At 75.1% G+C, this 17,604-nt stretch carries 18 protein-coding genes and 1 pseudogene; 10 read left to right on the forward strand and 9 right to left on the reverse strand.

Annotated features, from left to right (window positions below; genetic code table 11):
- Positions 1 to 32: 32 nt before the first annotated feature.
- Entirely contained in the window at positions 33 to 1,133 is a 1,101-nt protein-coding gene (locus ACWGKU_RS01815) for a hypothetical protein (RefSeq protein ID WP_452180589.1), read from the reverse strand.
- Positions 1,130 to 2,005, reverse strand: coding sequence for an RNA polymerase sigma factor (locus ACWGKU_RS01820; RefSeq protein WP_401053832.1), 876 nt, complete (start codon positions 2,003 to 2,005; stop codon positions 1,130 to 1,132). Before ACWGKU_RS01820 ends, ACWGKU_RS01815 begins: the two co-directional genes overlap by 4 nt.
- A 372-nt stretch (positions 2,006 to 2,377) precedes the next feature.
- On the opposite strand from ACWGKU_RS01820, the gene ACWGKU_RS01825 reads away from it, so the two are divergent.
- From ACWGKU_RS01825 to ACWGKU_RS01840, 4 genes are all read left to right on the forward strand, one after another.
- On the forward strand, positions 2,378 to 3,088 hold the full coding sequence (locus ACWGKU_RS01825; protein WP_452180590.1) for a hypothetical protein: 711 nt from the start codon (positions 2,378 to 2,380) through the stop codon (positions 3,086 to 3,088).
- A 158-nt stretch (positions 3,089 to 3,246) separates the two neighbouring features.
- The gene (locus tag ACWGKU_RS01830) at positions 3,247 to 4,008 is read left to right on the forward strand and encodes a VC0807 family protein (RefSeq protein ID WP_452180591.1); all 762 of its coding nucleotides are present in this window, start codon (positions 3,247 to 3,249) and stop codon (positions 4,006 to 4,008) included.
- A gap of 184 nt (positions 4,009 to 4,192) precedes the next feature.
- Positions 4,193 to 4,936, forward strand: coding sequence for a tyrosine-protein phosphatase (locus tag ACWGKU_RS01835; RefSeq protein WP_359902117.1), 744 nt, complete (start codon positions 4,193 to 4,195; stop codon positions 4,934 to 4,936).
- Positions 4,937 to 5,056: 120 nt separating this feature from the next.
- A complete protein-coding gene (locus ACWGKU_RS01840) occupies positions 5,057 to 5,818 on the forward strand; it encodes a Clp protease N-terminal domain-containing protein (protein WP_401051523.1) in 762 nt (253 codons plus the stop codon).
- A gap of 53 nt (positions 5,819 to 5,871) precedes the next feature.
- On the opposite strand, the gene ACWGKU_RS01845 is transcribed toward ACWGKU_RS01840, so the two are convergent.
- Positions 5,872 to 6,363 carry an NUDIX domain-containing protein gene (locus ACWGKU_RS01845; protein ID WP_452180592.1) on the reverse strand — a complete coding sequence of 164 codons (492 nt, stop codon included), beginning with the start codon at positions 6,361 to 6,363 and terminating at the stop codon, positions 5,872 to 5,874.
- Positions 6,364 to 6,455: 92 nt separating this feature from the next.
- Between ACWGKU_RS01845 and ACWGKU_RS01850 the strand changes: the two are divergent.
- Positions 6,456 to 6,647: pseudogene (locus ACWGKU_RS01850) on the forward strand (STAS domain-containing protein); the annotation flags it as partial.
- Between the two features lie 45 nt (positions 6,648 to 6,692).
- Here ACWGKU_RS01850 and ACWGKU_RS01855 read toward each other — a convergent pair.
- From ACWGKU_RS01855 to ACWGKU_RS01865, 3 genes are all read right to left on the reverse strand, one after another.
- Positions 6,693 to 7,745 carry a sigma-70 family RNA polymerase sigma factor gene (locus tag ACWGKU_RS01855; protein ID WP_401051529.1) on the reverse strand — a complete coding sequence of 351 codons (1,053 nt, stop codon included), beginning with the start codon at positions 7,743 to 7,745 and terminating at the stop codon, positions 6,693 to 6,695.
- Positions 7,746 to 7,998: 253 nt separating this feature from the next.
- A complete protein-coding gene (locus ACWGKU_RS01860; RefSeq protein ID WP_380352428.1) occupies positions 7,999 to 8,271 on the reverse strand; it encodes a hypothetical protein in 273 nt (90 codons plus the stop codon).
- A 193-nt stretch (positions 8,272 to 8,464) separates the two neighbouring features.
- Positions 8,465 to 8,731, reverse strand: coding sequence for a UBP-type zinc finger domain-containing protein (locus tag ACWGKU_RS01865; protein WP_359902101.1), 267 nt, complete (start codon positions 8,729 to 8,731; stop codon positions 8,465 to 8,467).
- 212 nt (positions 8,732 to 8,943) lie between these two features.
- Between ACWGKU_RS01865 and ACWGKU_RS01870 the strand changes: the two genes are divergently transcribed.
- Positions 8,944 to 9,717 carry an SDR family oxidoreductase gene (locus ACWGKU_RS01870; RefSeq protein WP_401051533.1) on the forward strand — a complete coding sequence of 258 codons (774 nt, stop codon included), beginning with the start codon at positions 8,944 to 8,946 and terminating at the stop codon, positions 9,715 to 9,717.
- A gap of 68 nt (positions 9,718 to 9,785) precedes the next feature.
- Positions 9,786 to 12,560, forward strand: coding sequence for a lysylphosphatidylglycerol synthase domain-containing protein (locus ACWGKU_RS01875; protein WP_452180593.1), 2,775 nt, complete (start codon positions 9,786 to 9,788; stop codon positions 12,558 to 12,560).
- A gap of 98 nt (positions 12,561 to 12,658) precedes the next feature.
- Here ACWGKU_RS01875 and ACWGKU_RS01880 read toward each other — a convergent pair whose 3' ends face one another.
- The gene (locus ACWGKU_RS01880) at positions 12,659 to 12,859 is read right to left on the reverse strand and encodes a hypothetical protein (RefSeq protein ID WP_380541579.1); all 201 of its coding nucleotides are present in this window, start codon (positions 12,857 to 12,859) and stop codon (positions 12,659 to 12,661) included.
- Between the two features lie 211 nt (positions 12,860 to 13,070).
- On the opposite strand from ACWGKU_RS01880, the gene ACWGKU_RS01885 reads away from it, so the two are divergent.
- From ACWGKU_RS01885 to ACWGKU_RS01895, 3 genes are all read left to right on the forward strand, one after another.
- Positions 13,071 to 13,565 (forward strand): carboxymuconolactone decarboxylase family protein, encoded by a 495-nt coding sequence (locus ACWGKU_RS01885; RefSeq protein WP_452180594.1) that lies wholly within the window; start codon positions 13,071 to 13,073, stop codon positions 13,563 to 13,565.
- A gap of 151 nt (positions 13,566 to 13,716) precedes the next feature.
- Complete coding sequence (locus tag ACWGKU_RS01890) at positions 13,717 to 14,361, forward strand: class I SAM-dependent methyltransferase (RefSeq protein ID WP_401049786.1); 645 nt, start codon at positions 13,717 to 13,719, stop codon at positions 14,359 to 14,361.
- Positions 14,358 to 14,942, forward strand: coding sequence for a TrmH family RNA methyltransferase (locus tag ACWGKU_RS01895; protein ID WP_380352434.1), 585 nt, complete (start codon positions 14,358 to 14,360; stop codon positions 14,940 to 14,942). Before ACWGKU_RS01890 ends, ACWGKU_RS01895 begins: the two co-directional genes overlap by 4 nt.
- A 130-nt stretch (positions 14,943 to 15,072) precedes the next feature.
- On the opposite strand, the gene ACWGKU_RS01900 is transcribed toward ACWGKU_RS01895, so the two are convergent.
- Positions 15,073 to 16,695: a hypothetical protein gene (locus ACWGKU_RS01900; protein ID WP_401049784.1), complete on the reverse strand. Its 1,623-nt coding sequence runs from the start codon at positions 16,693 to 16,695 to the stop codon at positions 15,073 to 15,075.
- Positions 16,692 to 17,594 carry an ABC transporter ATP-binding protein gene (locus ACWGKU_RS01905; RefSeq protein ID WP_401049789.1) on the reverse strand — a complete coding sequence of 301 codons (903 nt, stop codon included), beginning with the start codon at positions 17,592 to 17,594 and terminating at the stop codon, positions 16,692 to 16,694. The genes ACWGKU_RS01900 and ACWGKU_RS01905 overlap by 4 nt, the downstream gene beginning before the upstream one ends.
- Positions 17,595 to 17,604: the final 10 nt, after the last annotated feature.

Consider the following 17,604-nt stretch of genomic DNA (forward strand, 5'->3'; position numbering starts at 1 on the left):
AGACGCGCGCCGCCCACCCCGAGTCCTGGGGGCTACCTCCCGGCCGACTGTTCGTTCTCGGTCCGGTCGGGCTTGTCCGGGCGGCCGTCCTGCGCGTTGGGGACGGCCGGGGCGGTCACGCCGGACTTGCCCGGCCTGGTACCGGCGCCGCCGGTGCCCTCGCCGTCGCTGCCGCCGCTGGTGTTGCCGCGCCCGTTTCCGCTGCCGCTTCCGTTGCTGTTGCCGTTTCCGTCGGTCCGGCCGCCGCCGGTGTTCCCCTTGCCGGATCCGGCGTTCGCCCCGCTGCCGCTGCCGGTGCGGCCGGGGTCGCGCGTCGGGCTGGTGGCGCCCTGGTGGTCGCCGTCCTCGCCGCCCTCGTCGTCGATCGCGGCCCGGCAGTAGTCCGTCACGCGGTCCGCGCCACCGGCCGCCGCGACCAGCGGGCCGTACAGCGATTCGCCGGCCAGTCGGCTCGGGCGGTCGCCCTTGGCCGTACGGTCGGCGAAGCCGGTGCAGAGGCCGAGCAGCGCGGGCGGGACGGCCGAACGGCCACCGCGCCCCTCGGGCGAGGGGGTGCCGGGCGTCGCGGGGCCGGACGGGACGACCGCCTGCGGTCCGGCGGAGGCGCTGCCGGACGGACGGGCGGAACCGGACGCCACGGCACCGAACGGGGCCACGCCCGCCGACGACCCGACGACCGCCGGGCCCGACGCCGGGCCGGTGGCAGCGTCCCGGCCCGCGAGCCTGTGCTCCGGCGCGGACGGGCCGCCGCCCAGCGCGGGCGGCAGGTTGCCGGTGCCGGCGGCGACGGCGACACCGCACAGCGCGGTGGTGCCGAGCACGACGGCAGTGGCCTTCGTGCTGAAGGCCCTGGCCAGCACCGCGGTTGCCATCGATCGTCTCCGGACGGGGGTCACTGTCGGGTCGGGCGTGAGACTCGCCTCCCGGAACGCGGCCAGGGCGGCCTCCTCCCCGGCCAGTTCGCCGGCCGTCGCGGGGGCGGCGGCCGCGGCGAGCACCCGGGCGAGTTGCCCGGGACCGCCGTCCGGTCCGGTGAGCGAGGCGTCCTGCCCGGCCGACGGGCCGTCCACGGCACCACCGAGCAGTTGCTCGGCGGCATCACGGTCGATCCGACGGGATCGGTTGGTGCTCATCTCATGTCCTTCAGCGTCGCGGCCCGGCGTTCTGTCACACCCTGCGGAGAACTTTTTTCCGCGGGTTTCCCCACGGGTCGCCCGACGGCCTCGCCCCCGCTCACTCCGGCCGCCGCCCCGGCGGCGTTCCCCCCGGCCCCGGCGCCCGGTCCGGCCTGGGCCCCGGCCGTCGCCGCGCCGGCCCGGGCCGCCGGGATACCGCCCCCGGAGGCGCGCGGCTCGACCAGCTTGGCCAGCCGCCGCAGCCCCCGGTGGGCGGCCATCCGGACGCTGCCGGCCCGCTTGCCGAGCACCCGGGCGGCGCTCTCCGCGTCCAGCTCCATGACCACCCGCAGCAGCACGGCCTCGGCCTGGTCGCGCGGCAGTCGGGAGATCAGGGCCAGCGCGTCGGCGGTGCCGACCGTGGTCAGCGCCGCACGCGCGGTGTCGTCCCCCGCCGCCAGCTCGACCAGTTGCTCGAACGGCAGGTCGGTGACCGGACGGCGGCGCCGGGCGCGCAGGTGGTCGAGGGCGCGGTGGCGGGCGACGGTGGCGGCCCAGCCGCGGAAGCCGTCCCCGTCGCCGGAGAAGCCGCGCAGGTCGCGGGCGATCTGCAGCCAGGTCTCGGAGGCGATGTCCTCGGCGTCCTGCGCGTCCTCCGGCCGGCCGCCGACCAGCACCCGCAGGTAGCGCAGCAGGCCCGGCTGGACGGTCCGGAACAGCAGCCGGAACGCCTGTTCGTCCCCGGCCTGCGCGGCCCGGACCGCCTCGGTCAGGTCGGGGGGAGCGGGGGCCGGGCCCGGCGGCGGGCCGGCGGGTGGGACTGGTCCGGACCGGCCGACGGGTCCGTCGGTGCCCGCTCCGGGGCGCTCTGCACTCTGCACCCGCCACATGATGCGCCATTCGGGCGAACACTTCGGCTCCGGCCGAACGACCGCCCGCGGCCGGGGCCAAGGTCCCGAGGACTGCTGTCGTTCGCCCACGGCCCGGACGGGCCCGTCCGGCCTACGTTGTCGGTGGGCGAAGCAGTCCGGGCCGACGGCCCGCCCCGACACGGGGTCCGCCGACGCACCCGGCCCGCCGCCGGGATACCGCCGTGTCCGAGGGCGCACGCACGACCCGTGCGGGCCCCGGTCGCACGACCCTGCCTGGTTTGAGCCGTGCCGCTGGGGACCAGCACTGACGGGGACCACCACCGGCGCCGGGCCCGGCGCACCGCACCCGGCGCACCCGTCCGACACCACGACCAGCAGGGAAAGACCGCGATGACGACCGCCCACGAGCTCCACGGGCTCCACAAGCTCCATGCGAAGGGCCTGCGCGAGCACCTCGCACCCGCCCTGCGCGCCCTGGGCCTCATCGGGTGGCGCCGGACCTTCAGCCTGCCGGACGAGACCCACTGGCTGCTGCTCGGCCTGGTCGAGCGCCCCGCCGCCGACCGGGTGCCCTTCACCTTCGAGCTCAGCGTGGTCCGCCGCACCGACTGGAGCGTCGCGGCCCTCCCCGGCCACCGGCCCGACCCGCGCACCCGGTACGGCGTCGAGACCTGGCGGGCCCGGATCGGCGAGGTGCTGCCGGTCGGCGAGGACGTCTGGTGGGAGGTGCTGCCCGGGCCGCGCTGGCAGCTCCCGCTGGACGACGCGGTCGCCGCCGTGCACCGTTACGGCCTGCCGGAGCTGCGGCGCCGGGCCGAGGCGGACCGCACCCCCGCCGGGGAGACCTACCTCCTGCCCGCCGAGCTGGAGGCGGTCAACGCCGCGCTGCTGACCGCGGCGGTGGCCCGGGTGCAGCGCGCCGAGCTGACCGACGAGGCGCTGGTGCTGACCGGCGCCTGGACCCGCGGCGACGGCGTCGCCCGGACCGTTCTGGCGGGTGTCGCGCAGGGCTTCCTGTCCGCCGGCGACGAGCGCTTCGGCACCGTCCGCTGCCTGGACACCCTGGGCCGCGCACTGTGGACCTTCCCCGACGAGGGGTAGGAAATCCGCAGGTCGGAGGCGGTGTCACGGCGCGCACCATGACAACCGTCACGCGGATGACGCAACGGACGGCACTGCGCTGACGGAGGGTCGGACGGAAAGACTGGAGGCACGACGCGGGCAGCGGCCCGCGGCCACCAGCCGGGGAGGAACCCACCGTGAGCCAGACCGTCAGTGCCGCCGCCGTCACCAGCACCGTCGCCCACACCGGCACCACCCCGGCCACGTCCGCCGCCACCGGCGCCGCCACCCACGCCAAGGCCCCCAACCCGCTGGTCTCCGGGCTCCGCCCGCTGGCCCTCGACGTGGCCGCCCCGCTGGCCGGCTACTACCTGCTGCACTCGACCCTCGGCCTGAGCGAGTTCGCCGCACTGGCCTGGAGCAGTGCCTTCCCGGCCGCCCGGACCGTCCTCGGCCTGCTGGTCGAGCGCAGGCTCAACCTGTGGGCCGCCCTGATGCTGACCGTCAACCTGGCGGGCCTGGCGCTGACCTTCGTCACCGGCGACGCCCGCCTGATGATCGCCAAGGACGGCGGGCTGAGCGGCACCGTGGCACTGGCGATCCTGGTCTCCGCGCTGGTCGGCCGACCGGTGATGACTCCGATGCTGATGCCCTTCCTCACCAAGGGCCGGCCGGAGCGCGCGGCCGCCTGGCAGCGGCTGGTCGAGGGCCGGGCGGCCGGAGCGCGGGCCTTCCGCCGCCACGAGCGGCTGTTCTCGGGCATCTGGGGCACCGCGCTGCTGACCGAGTGCGCGGCCCGGGTGGTCGGCGCCTTCACCCTGCCGGTGTCGACCATGGCCTGGCTGTCCACCGTCGTCCTGATCGGCGCGATCGTGGCCGGTTCGATGCTGGGCCAGATCGCGGTCGAGCCGATGGAGCGGCTGGTCCGCGCCGAGGCCGAGGCCCCGACCGCCGCCTGAGCAGACGGCCCGCCGCTTTCCCGAACGCCCGGTTCCCTGAACAGCCGCCCCCGAACACTTCCCTGAACACCTCCCTGAACAGCCGGTTCCAGGGGCTCGAACGGCGAGGAACCATCCGGATCCCCCGGGAGTCGTTCATAACGAGGGGGTAACGGGACCCCCGCCGAGGAAAACGGGGACCCCCATGTACCGGACGACGCACGCGCCGAGCAGCACCGAGGACCGCACGCTCGTCTGGGACGGCTGCCTGAACGTCCGCGACCTGGGCGGCCTGCCCACCGCCTCCGGCCGGCCCACCGCCCACGGCGCGATGGTCCGGGCGGACAACCTGGACCGCCTCACCGCCGAGGGCTGGGACGCCCTCCTCGACCACGGCGTCCGTACCGTGGTCGACCTGCGCAACGCCGAGGAGTACAAGCCGCTCCTCCCGCTCCCCGAGGACGTCGAGCTGGTCCGCGTCCCGCTGGACGAACTGGCCGGCCCCGCCTGGTGGGAGGCCCACGGACGACTGGACGGCACCCCGCTCGCGCTCCGCCCCTACCTGGACCACTGCCCGCACGCCGCCGCCGCGCTGGTCTCCGCGCTCGCCGACGCCCGCCCCGGCGGCGTGGTCGTGCACTGCGGCGCCGGCCGCGACCGCACCGGCCTGGCCGTCCTGCTGCTGCTCGCCCTGGCCGGGGTCGACCGGGCCGCGATCGCCGAGGACTACCTGATGAGCGGCCCCAACGTCCGTCCGCTGTACGGGATGCTGGGCCTGCCGGACCCGTACCGCCGGATCGACGCGGTGCTCGCCGAGGCCGGGACCACCGCGGAGGACGCCCTGGCGGCCGCGCTCGACGACTTCGACCCGGTCGGTTACCTGCTCGCGGCGGGTGTCGCGCCCGAGCGGATCGCCGCCGTCCGGGAGCGGCTGCTGCCCGCCGCGTAGCGCGGGCCCCCGAAGCCGCCGGGGCTCCGAAAGGGTTCCCCGGGACGCCCGGGAAGACTTCCGCAAACCATCGTCAACCGATGGTTGACGATCCCCGGATCGACAACCTACGGTTGACGCATGGAGAATCCCGTTGTTCCCAACAGCACTCCGCTGCGCCTCGACGACCTGATCGCCGCGATCAAGAAGGTCCACACCGACGCGCTCGACCAGCTCTCCGACGCGGTCATCGCCGCCGACCACCTCGGCGAACTCGCCGACCACCTCATCGGCCACTTCGTCGACCAGGCCCGCCGCTCCGGCGCCTCCTGGACCGACATCGGCCGCAGCATGGGCGTCAGCAAGCAGGCCGCCCAGAAGCGCTTCGTGCCCAAGGATCCGGGCGCCCCGAACGACCTCGACCCCAGTCAGGGCTTCAGCAGGTTCACGCCCCGGGCCCGCAGCGTCGTGGTGGCCTCCCAGGAGGAGGCCCGCAAGGCGGGCAACGCCGAGATCACCACGGCGCACCTGGTGCTCGGCCTGCTCGCCGAGCCCGAAGGCATCGGCATGAAGGCGCTCACCGCCCAGGGCGTCACCCCGGAGGCCCTGCGGGCGGTGGCCGCCGCCGCCCTGCCGGCCGCCGCCGACGACCTGCCGGCACTGATCCCGTTCGACGCCGAGAGCAAGAAGGCGCTGGAACTGACCTTCCGCGAGGCGCTCAAGCTCGGGCACAACTACGTCGGCACCGAGCACCTCCTGCTCGCCCTGCTGGAGCTGGAGAACGGCCAGGGCGTGCTGGCCGGACTGAAGGTGGACAAGCCCGCCGCCGAGGCCTTCGTCTCGGAGGCGATCGCCGCCATCGTCGCCGCCGCCCGGGACGCGGAGGCCGAGCCGCAGCGGTGAGGCCCCGTGCCCTGTCCCGGACGGAACTCCCGCCCGGGACGGGGCACGTGCGCTCAGAACCCGGAGACGTGGGTGGTGACGATCCGCACCCGGCCGTCCTCGGCCGCCTCCAGCGCCGCCCGCAGCCGGGCCGACCGGGCCGGGCCGAGCAGCTCCAGGGCGTCCTCGACCGACGCCCAGCGGTAGTCGTCCAGCTCGCCGGCCGGGACGGTCACGGGGGTGCCGTCCGGGACGTCACCGAAGTCGAACATGAAGTGCTGGGCGGGGTGGTCGAGTTCGGCCGAGGCGTGGGTCCAGGAGATGGCCAGCAGCTCGCCCGCCCGCCGGACGAGGCCGGTCTCCTCCTGCAGCTCCCGCTCGGCGCACTCCACCGGGCCCTCGCCGAGGTCGATCGTGCCGCCCGGGAACTGCCAGTGCTCGCGGTACCCGGCCTTCACGATCAGGATCCGGCCGGACCCGTCCCGCAGCAGGCACCCCGCCGCCGCGTAGATCCGGGGCAGGGAGACCAGCCATTCCTCGCGGGACTTCAACGGCTCAGCCGTCACGGTGCTCCTCCTGGGACGGGGCGGGTTCGGTCGCCCCCACTCTGCCACCAGCCGACGACCGATGAGTCGAGGCCGCCCCGGCGGTCCTATCCGGCATGAATACCGTGGAAGCCGAACCGGAACGCCCCGTACTGACCTGCGACCTGGGCGCGCTGACCGCCCCCGACCTGGCCGTCGTCGACGCGCTCGCCCGGCTGCGGCTGGCCGCCGCCCGGCACGGAGTGGCCGTGGTGCTGCTGAACGCCGGCGGCCCGCTGCGCGAACTGCTGGCGTTCAGCGGCCTGTCGGCGCTGCTGCCGGGCGCGGCCGACCCCCCGGCCTTCGCGGAGCTACTCGGCGACGGAGTCCACGGCGGGCTCGACGGGCTCGGCGGGCTCGACGGCTTCGGCGGCGGACTCCGCGACCGGATCGGCCTCCAGTCGGGGCGAGAGGCCGAAGAGCGGGAAGAGCACGTCGGTGTCCAGGAAGTTGGTGAAGCCGGTGATCCGCCCCTCTGACGTCTCCGGCACGATCAGCGCCCACGGCTCGTACCCGCCCGCCGGACTCGGCCGGTACTGGCCGAAGGCCGGGCCTCCGTTGGCCGTCACCGGGAGCAGCCGGGAACCGCGGCAGCCGTGACCGGGGCCCAGCATCCACGCCCGGAGTTCGTCCCGCCCGCGCAGCCACATCGAGAACGGCGGCATGTTGAGCGTGACGTCCTCGTGCAGCAGCGCGGCGAGACCGTCCATGTCGTACGCCTCGAAAGCGCGGACGTAGCCGTCCAGCAGCGCGCGCCGGCCCTCGTCCAGCTCGGGGGCCGGCCGGGCCGCCGAGGCGTCGACGGCGAGCACCGCCCGGGCCCGCTGCAGCGCGCTGTTGACCGAGGCCACCGTGACGCCGAGCAGTTCGGCCACCTCGGCGGCCTTCCAGCCGAGCACCTCGCGCAGGATCAGCACCGCCCGCTGCCGGGGCGCGAGGCGCTGCAGCACCGCGACGAAGGCCAGCTTCACCGACTCGCGCTGGACGGCCACCTCGGCCGGGTCCCCCGTCTCGGGCAGCACCCGGCCGTCCGGCGCCGGACCGATCCACGTCACCTCGGGGAGCCGGGTGTCGTGCGCCGCGGCCACCGTGACCGGCCCGGCCAGGTCCATCGGCCGGGCCCGGCCGTTGCGGCCGTTCAGCGCGTCCAGGCAGACGTTGGTGGCTATTCGGTACAGCCAGGAGCGCAGCGCGGCCCGCCCCTCGAAACCCCGGTGCCCGCGCCAGGCGCGGACCATGGTCTCCTGCACCGCGTCCTCCGCCTCGAAGACCGAGCCGAGCATGCGGTAGCAGTAACCGGTCAACTCGGTGCGGTACCGCTCCAACTGGAGCTCGACCGGCTCCTCCGTGATCACGTCGGTCATCGTGCGCCCCGCCCCCGTCGTCCTGCCCCGTACCTGCACCGGTGCCTGTGCCCTGGTGAACGGGACGAACGTAGCGCACACCACTGACAACGACCGTGCCGACCGCGCTCAGGCGCAACAGCCCTGCGGGAACGGGCCGAAGCCGTCGCCGACCGGCCGCCGCGGGGGGACGGGGAACGTCTGACGATGCGCCAGGAGCGCTCCGGCCGCTGTGCGGTGCAGTGCACCGCGGCACGGTCCGGTGCGGTGCGGCTCAGTGGGCGGAGTGCTTCTCCGCGCCACGGTGCCGGTGCCCCTTGAGCTCGGCGTGCATCGCCGGGGCGGCGTGCATCGTCGTGCCCGGCGCGTCCCTTCCACCGTGCCGGAACGATTCGCCGGCACCGTGCCCGGCGGCGGCGTAGGACATCGCGCCGGCGCTCGGCATCGGCGCGAACCGGGCGGGCGGGCTCGCCATGCCCCGGCGTTCCAGCAGTTCCTGGGTGCCCTGGCGGAGCTTGGCGGTGCTGCCGGGCGTTCGCTTGGTCATCGTCGGCCTCCCTTCGTCGGCCACCGGCCGGACGGGTGCCGGCCGGTGGGGCCGAACGGGCTTTATGTCCGGATTTTATCCGGATCGCAGGTCCGTGCCAGTGCGGAAGGGATGTGCGGGCGCCACACCCGGGAGACGTCCGCGGGAGCCTGCGCGAGCGCCGGTACGCGGGCCCGTCAGACGCGTGACCGGCTCAGCCCATGACCTCGTGGACGAAGCACCAACGCCAGTCCTCTCCCGGCTCGTAGGAGCGGATCACCGGGTGGGAGGTGTTGTGGAAGTGCGCGGTGGCGTGCCGTTGCGGAGAGAAGTCGCAGCAGCCGATGTGGCCGCAGTCCAGGCAGATCCGCAGGTGCACCCAGTCCCGGCGGCCCTGCTCCAGGCAGTCGGCGCAGCCGTCGGCGGGCGGCCGGGGCTCGATGTTCTGAGGGGCCAGAGCGAGGTCTTCGCAGGCGCTCATGACTGAAAGGCTATGCCGCCCCGGCACGGAACGCCCGCTCAGGGCGGCCACGGACGGGCGCCCCAAGGGTGGCACTGCCGTTCCCGGGTTCGCCCGTCCCAGGAAGGGCCGTCCCAGGAAGGGAGTTCCCGGGAAAAGCGCAACCCTGGGTAACCGCTCGTAGCCCGCGCAGAGTGGTCGGCACCGGCCCGACCGAACCTCTGGAGCCCCCGATGAGCCACCCCTCCGCCGCCGCCCGCACCGCCGACCGCACCGCCGTCGTCACCGGAGCCGCCAGCGGCATGGGCGCCGCCACCGCCCGCCTGCTCGCCGCATCCGGCGCCCGGGTCGCCCTGCTCGCCCGCCGCACCGAGCGGCTGGACGCCCTCGCCGCCGAGATAGCCGCCGCGGGCGGACGGGCGCTGGCCGTCACCACCGACATCACCGACCAGGCCTCGGTGGACGCCGCCGCGAAGACCGTCCACGACGCCTACGGCCCGGTCGACCTGGTGGTCAACAACGCCGGGGTGATGCTGCCCAACCCCCTCGCCGACGGCCGGATCGACGAGTGGACCCGCATGGTCGACACCAACCTCACCGGCGCGCTGCGGATCGTCCGCGCTTTCGGCTCCGACCTCACCGCGGCCGCCGCCGAGGGCCGCACCGCCGACCTGGTCAACGTCTCCTCGATCGCCTCGCACGTGGTCTTCCCCGACTACGCGGTGTACGGGGCCACCAAGGCCGCGCTCACCCAGCTGTCCGCCGCCCTGCGCAGCGAGTTCGGCCCGCGCGACGTCCGGGTCAGCGCGATCGAGCCCGGACTGACCGACACCGAACTCGCCGGGCACATCGACAACCCGGTGCTGCGCGAACAGCTCGGCGGCATGTTCACCGCCATCCCGGCGCTCGCGGCCGAGGACGTCGCCGACCTCATCGCCTACACCGTGAGCCGCCCCCGGCACGTCAACCTGCGCCACCTGGTCGTCCTGCCGACCCGGCAGGCGTAGGGCCGCGTCGTCCCGGCACTGCCGAATCCCCGCCCCTCGCCCGCGGGCGGCATGGGAGCATGCCATCCGTGGCGATCGTGACGGGGAGAACGAACGGCGACACCGGCGGGGCCGACCCCGGCGGTGCGCCCGCACAACGGAAACGCGGCACGCGGACGCGGGACACCGGCGGCAGAAGTGGCGCCGGCACCGACAGCGGCAGCAGCGGCGACGGCACCGGGTCATCGGCCGACGGCACCGGAGTGTCCGCCGACGGCACCGGGGTACCGACCGACGGCAGCCCCGGAACGGCCCCCGCCCTGATACCCGAGCAGGCCGGCCCCGGCCGGTTCCGGGCCCGTCCGCTGCCCGCCACCGACCGGGTCCGGCAGCCCGTCGCCCTGATCCGGCTGCTCGGCGGCCTGTTCGCCATCGCCCTCACCCTGCTGCTCGCCGACTACGCCCGCGCCACCACCGGTGGCATCGCCGCCGACGTCGCCGAGGCGGCCTCCCTGGTGCCGCGCCCGCTGGCCGGACTGGCCGGCGGTCTCACCACCGCCGCCGTCCTGCTGCTCCCGGTCGGCCTCGCCGTCCGCCGGCTGCTGGGCCCCGACCGGCGACGCGCCCTCCAGCAGGTCTCCGACGGGCTGCTCGCCGCCGTCCTGGCGTACGGCGCCACACTCGGACTGGACCTCTGGGCCGACGGCCTCGCCCCGCCCTCACTGCTCTCCGCGCTCACCCAGCCGCTGCCCGGCAGCGGCGGGCTCGGGCACACCGAGTCCGTCTACGGCTACCTCGCGCCGGCCCTCGCCTTCATGACCGCCTCCGGCAGCCGGGAACGCCGCCTGCCGTGGACCGTCCTCGCCCTCTCCGGCCTGGCCGGGCTGACCGGCGGGTACGCCACCCCCACCGCGCTCCTGCTCGGGCTGCTGATCGGCTGGACCGGCGCCCACGGCACCCTGTACGCGGTCGGCACCCCCGACCCCTGCCCCCGGCCCGGCGAGGTCCTGCGCGCCCTGCGCGACAGCGGCCTGCGCCCGGTCGAGGCCCGGCCGGCCGGCCCCGACCGCTACCGGGTCCGGCAGGCCGACGACCGCCCCGACCTCGACGTCCAGCTCCTCGACCGGCAGGCCGTCACCGCCGCCGCCGTCCAGCGCGCCTGGCGCCGGCTGCGCCTGCGCACCGCCCCCGACCCGCGCGTCCTGCGCTCCCCGCGCACCGGCCTGGAGCACGAGGCCCTGGTCACGTACGCGGCCCTCGCGGCCGGCGTCCGCACCCGCCGCATCGCCGCCACCGCGGGCATCGGCCAGGACACCGCCCTCATCGCGTACGAGCGGCTGGCCGGACGCACCCTCGACGAACTCACCGACGAGGAGATCACCGACGAGCTGCTCACCGACGCCTGGCGACAGTTCGCCCTGCTCCAGCGCCGCGAGATCGCCCACCGCGCCCTCGTCCCCTCCTCCCTGCTGATCGACGGCTCCGGCGCCGTGCACCTGGTCGACTTCGCCGACGGCGACATCGCCGCCACCGAACTCGTCCTGTGCTGCGACCTCGCCCAGCTCCTCACCACCCTCGCCCTGCGCGCCGGCGCCGCCCGTTCGGTCCGCACGGCCACCGCCGTCCTCGGCCCCGACCCGATCGACGCCGCCCTCCCGCTGCTCCAGCCCATCGCCCTCACCCACACCACCCGCCGCGCCCTCAGGCAGCACGCCAAACGCACCACCGCCCGAGCCGCCGCCCCGGCGAGCGGCAGCCACGGCGCAGCAGCCGGTGACGTGGGCGCGCCCACCGGTGGCACCGGAGCCGCCACCACCCCCGAGCCGGGGACCCCGCACGACTCCCCCGCCCCCGGCGGCCTCCTCGACGAGATCCGCGCGGAGGTCCTGCGCACCCGCCCGCAGGTGGTGGGCCGCCCGGTGCGGCTGGAGCGGCTGCGGCCGCGGACCCTGCTGATCGTCGTGGGCGGCGTGGTGGCCGGCTGGCTGCTGATCCCGCAGCTGTTCGCGGCGGAGGACAATCCGGTCTCCGCGCTGGCGGACGCCGATCCCTGGTGGCTGCTGCTGGCGCTGGTGGCGGCGGCGACGAGCCACGTCGCGGCGGCGATGGGCTTCGTCGGTTTCGTGCCGGAGCGGCTGAACTTCCGCAACGCGGTGCTGGCGCAGGTGGCCGGGTCGTTCGTGAAGCTGGTGTCGCCCGGCGGCGTCGGCGGGGTCGCGCTGAACACCCGCCTGTTGCAGCGGGCGGGCATCCCCACCGCGCAGGCGCTGTCCAGCGTCGGCGTGGGGACGCTGATCGGCCTGGTGCTGCACCTGCTGCAGCTGGGGGCCTTCGTCTACCTGCTGGGCTTCGAGCCGGGAGGCTCCGAGCTGGACGCGCTGCCCGCGGTGGTCGCCGGGCTGGCGGGGGCGGCGGCGCTGCTGGCGGTGGTGTCGGCGATCCCGGTGGCGCGGCGGTGGCTGGCGACGCGGCTGCGGCCGCTGACGGCCGAGGTGCTGCCGCGGCTGCTGGACCTGCTGCGCAGCCCGACCCGGCTGGCGGTGGGCGTGACCGGGCAGCTGCTGGTGTCGATCTGCCTGATCGCCTGCCTGTACTGCTGTGCCCGGGCGATCGGCCCGGAGCCGTCCTTCGCCGCGGTCGCGGTGGTGTTCCTGGTGGGCAACGCGGTGGGCAGCGCGGCGCCGACCCCGGGCGGGGCCGGCGCGGTGGACGGGATGCTGCTCACGCTGCTCCAGCAGACCGCCTCGATGGAACAGGGCGGCGCACTGGCCTCGGTGGCGCTGTACCGCCTGCTGACGCTGATCCTGCCGGTGCTGCCGGGCTGGGCGGCCTTCGTCTGGCTGCAACGCCGCCGGGCCCTCTGAACCGGGACGGCCGGTCCGGGTGGCAGCGAGCCCGGGGTGGGGGCGGGGCGGGGGCGGGGGCTGCGGGCCCGCAGCCGGTCCCGTCGCCCGCCCGTCGGCTACTCCCGGTACTCCTCCTCGTCGTGCCGGACCGGCCGGGTCTGTTCCACGACGTCCGCGACGTTGGTCGCCGGATCCGCTCCGAGGGCCCGGCGTTCGGCCACCTCGTCGTAGGTGTCGCCCTCGGGTGCCTTCTCGTCGGTCTCGACGGTCTCGGCGGTCTCCTCGATCAGGTATTCCTCGTGCTGTTCCTGCGGCATGGCATCCGTCCTCACTGTTCGGAGGCCTTCACGGGCCCGGCTGGCGTACTGGCAGTATCCGCCGCCGGGCGCCGGGACGCGAAGTGCCGACGCCGCTCCGGCGTGTTGCCGGGACTGCCGCGGACCCCTTGCCGACCCGCCGGATTGACCCATGAAACAGCGCCCTGAATGGCCCAGAGGACAGGTTCATTCCGCCCCTAGGGTCATAGGCATGACGACGAACGAGAGCGCCCGGACCACCCCGACCACCGACGCCGCCGAGGCCCCCGCCCGCCTCGACCACGCCCGCACCGCGCCCAAGGTGTTCCGCGCGATGATCGCCCTGGACGCCGCCGCCCGCGAGGGCCTGGACCCGGCCCTGGTCGAGCTCGTCCAGGTGCGCACCTCCCAGCTGAACGGCTGCGCGTACTGCCTGGACATGCACGTCAAGGACGCCCGCAAGGCCGGCGAGACCGACGAGCGGATCTACCTGCTGCCGGTCTGGCAGGAGGCCCCGGCCGGGGTCTACAGCGAGCGCGAGCGGGCCGCCCTGGCGCTGGCCGAGGAGATCACCCGGATCCACGGCGGCGTCTCGGACGCGGTGTACGCCCGGGCCGCCGCGCACTTCGCGGAGGCCGAGCTGGCGCAGCTGATCTCGGTCTGCTGCACCATCAACGCCTGGAACCGCATCAACGTGGCCACCCGCAAGACCCCCGGCGCCGCGTGACCGCACCGCTGTCCGGAACGCCGTCCTGAACGTCGTCCTGAACGTCGTCCTGAACGTCGTCCGGGCCGCCGGGGGTACGATCGGTGCCGTACAAAGGGCTAACCCACACCCACCCGGTGGCCCCGAGGCCCATACGAACGACGGGGAAATCATGTCCGGCTCGCACTACTTCACCGGTGCACCCGAGGTGGCCAGCGACCGCCGGCCGATCACGGTCTCCCTGCCGGACCTCACCCTGGAACTGACCACCGACACCGGGGTGTTCTCCCGCAGCCGACTCGACCCGTGCACCCGGATCCTGCTGGAGCACGCCCCGCAGCCGCGGGTGCGCGGCCCGATCCTGGACATCGGCTGCGGCTACGGTCCGATCGCCCTGACCTGGGCGAGCCGCCGCAAGCGCCTCCCGGTCTGGGCGGTGGACGTCAACGAGCGCGCCCTGGAGCTGGTCCGGCTGAACGCCGAGGCGCTGGGGCTCGGTAACGTCCAGGCGGCCCTGCCCGACGACGTCCCCGAGGACGTCCGCTTCGCCACCATCTACTCCAACCCTCCGATCCGGATCGGCAAGGCCGCGCTGCGCCGCTTGCTCACGCACTGGCTCGACCGGCTGACCCCGGACGGCTCGGCGTTCCTGGTGGTGCAGAAGCACCTGGGCTCGGACTCGCTCCAGAAGTGGCTGAACGAGCAGGGCTACCCGACCACTCGGGTCGCATCGGTCAACGGGTCCCGGATTCTGGAAGCGCGGCCCCGCCCCGAGGTGGGCGAGGGCTCCGAGAGTGGACGAGGTACGACGACGTGAAGCAGCTGCGCGGGACCGAACTGAAGCGCCTGCACCGCTCCTGGCGGCGCAGCAACGAGTTCCGGCTCGCGATGATCCTGGAGAACCTCCAGTCGCCGTTCAACGTCGGCTCGGTGGTCCGCACCGGCGCGGCGATGGGCGCCGAGAAGCTGTACCTGGCCGGGGACACCCCGTCGGTGCGCTCGTCCGGCGCTCAGAAGGCCGCGATGGGCACCGACAAGTACCTGAAGGTGGAGCACTTCCCGACCGTCGCCGAGGCCGTCGCGGCGGCCAAGGCGGACGGCTTCAAGGTCGTCGGTCTGGAACTGGCGGACGAGGCGGTGCCGATGTTCGCCGCGGAGCTGACCCCGGCGGTGGCCTTCGTGCTCGGGCACGAGGACCGCGGGATCACGCCCGAGGCGCTGGCCCTGTGCGACCAGGTGGTGTTCGTGCCGCAGCTGGGCCGGGTCGGCTCGCTGAACGTCTCGGCGGCCGCCACGGTGGCCTGCTACGAGGCGCGCCGGCAGGGCTACGCGATCAGCGGCACCCCGGACGGCGACCTCGCGGGTGACCTGGCGGGCGACCTCGGCGACGACGAGTAGCCGAGCAGCGCCCCCGAGGTGTGACCCGAAGCGCGAGGGGAGCCCGGTCCGTCCGCCGACGGGCCGGGCTCCCGGCTTCGCACGGCCTCGGCCTTGCCCTCTGCCCCGGGCCCGTGCCCCGACCCGGGCCTCAGCCCTTGACGTTCCGCCGGGCCGCCCCGACCAGGAACACCACCGCGAGCATCGCCGCGGACAGCGCCCCGACCAGCAGCGGGCCCGGACCGGCCGGGCTGCCGTCGACGCGCACGGCCCCCATGAAGTCGACGGCGGCGACGTTGTTGACCAGGACCCACCAGAGCGGCAGGTAGACCGCCTGGAAGAGCCGGTGGCTCCGGCTCACCACGCCGAGCGCCATGGCCAGCGACGGGACGAACAGCGCGCCGCCGAGCCAGCCCGCCGTCCCCGCGCCGTCGCCCGCCACCAGCATGCGTATCAGCGGGGCGGCGCCCGTCACCGCCGTGAGCACCAGCCCGGACGCCCATTCGGCGAGCAGCCGGCGCCGGGCCGACGGGTAGGCGCCCAGCAGCACCTCCAGACCGTTCTCCACCTGCCGGCTGCCAAGCCGGGACCAGATCAGGACCGGCCACAGCCACACCAGGGGCAGCAGCAGGCCGGTGACGGCGTCCGTCGGCAGCACGAACCCGGCCGCCGTCAGCCCGGCCGCGACCAGCCACCACCACCGGGAGACGCCCTGCACCAGGATGCGGACCTCACCCGCCAGCAGCCGGCCGAACGCCCCGGCCCGCCGCGGTTCGGTCCCTGGCAGGGCACCCCGCGCGGTCGTCCGGCGCGCCCCCGCGGGCTCCGTCCCGTCGGACCCGGACAGCCGGCCCGCCGCCCCGGCGGCCGTCGGAACCTCGGCCGGCTCCGGCGGCGCGGCCGCCCCGCCGGACCCGCGTGCGGGATCGAACCTGCCGAACCACAGCGCCGGCAGCACCGCCACGGCGAACGCCGCCAGCACCAGCGCCAGCCGGCCGAGGAGGAACCCGGAGGACGGGTCGAACCCGTCCCAGCGGAAGGTGCCCAGCGGCCTGTCGACCTTGGTGAGGCCGAGGCTGAATCCGCCCGGGTCGGCCGTCCCGTGCTGGGCCTCCAGCGCCGCGCCCATCGACCGCGCGATCCGGTGCACACCGAGGCCGTCCAGCGGCGCGGAGGCCGACTGCCCGCCGATCGCGAGCACCATGGCCAGCACGAACCAGACGACGTTGCCGAAACCGCCCCGCAGCAGCGGCACCGTCTCGAACAGGAGCGCCGCCGCCGCGGTGAAGGCCATCAGGGGCAGCGAGAGCAGCAGGAACGGCTCCGCCAGGGCTGCCGGGTCGACCGCGCGGTCCTCACCGCGGGCGAGCTGCATCAGCAGCGCGGTGACGGCCAGCACGCCGACCATGGAGGCGAGCACCAGCAGGTTGCTCAGGAACTTGGCCAGGAGGTACTGGGAGGTGCGCAGCGGGGTGGCGGCGAGGATCTGTCCGACCCCGGTCGCCCCGTCCCGCGCGATGCCGCTGCGCACCACGTAGAAGCCGCCGAAGGTGAGCCAGAGGGCGCCGGCCAGGGCGGTGACCGCACCGACGTAGGCGCTGTTGTAGACGCCCCGGCTCCCGCCCACGTCCATGATCGTCCAGTGGCCGCCCGCGTCCGGTACGGCCAGGTAGCCGAGCCCGACCGCGGCGAGCAACGTCACCGCGTACACCGGCCGGCGCACCCGGTCGCGGAAGTCGCCGACCGCCAGCCCGGCGAGCACCGATCCGGTCACCGCCGCACCGCCCGCGGCTCGGCCCCGTCCGGCTCCCCCGGCCGGTGGATGACGCCCAGGTAGGCGTCCTCCAGGTCGGGCGGCACCGGGACCGCGTCGGGCCGCGGCGGCTCGGCGGCGAGCAGTCGCAGCCGCACGCCGCTCCCGGTCCGCACCATCCGGCTGACCACGTGGCGGGCCCGCACCTCCAGGAGGTCGGCCGGATCGACCACCGCCTCCCACACCCGCCCGTCGACCTCCCGGAGCAGTTCGTCCGGCGCGCCCCGGCGCAGCAGCCGTCCCCGGGCGACCACCGCGATGTCGGAGGCGACCGACTCCACGTCGGAGACGATGTGGGTCGACAGCATCACCACCCGGTCCGCCGCGAGCTCGCTGAGCAGGTTGCGCAGGCGCACCCGCTCCTCCGGGTCCAGGCCGGCGGTCGGCTCGTCGACCACGATCACCCGGGGGTCGGCCAGCAGCGCCTGCGCGATGCCGACCCGGCGGAGCATGCCTCCCGAGTACGCGCCGAGCGGGCGCTTGACCGCCTCGGTCAGGTTGACCAGCTGGATCAGCTCGTCGATCCGGGCCCGGGCCGAGCGGGCGCCGATCCCCTTGGCGGCCGCCAGGTAGGACAGGAACTCCCGTGACGTCAGGTTCGGGTAGACCCCGAAGTCCTGCGGCAGGTAACCGAGTTCCCGGCGCAGCCGGTCCGGCTCGGCCACCACGTCGGCACCCCGGTAGCGGACCTGGCCGCCCGTGGGCCGGGTGACCGTCGACACGATGCGCATCAACGACGACTTCCCGGCACCATTCGGCCCCAACAGCCCCACCATTCCCGGCCCGAGCCGCATCGTGATGCCGTCGACGGCCCGCTTGCCGCCCTTGTGGACCTTGGTGACATCCACCAGTTCGAGCACGCTCTCCGCC

The organism is Kitasatospora sp. NPDC054768, assembly GCF_053612025.1.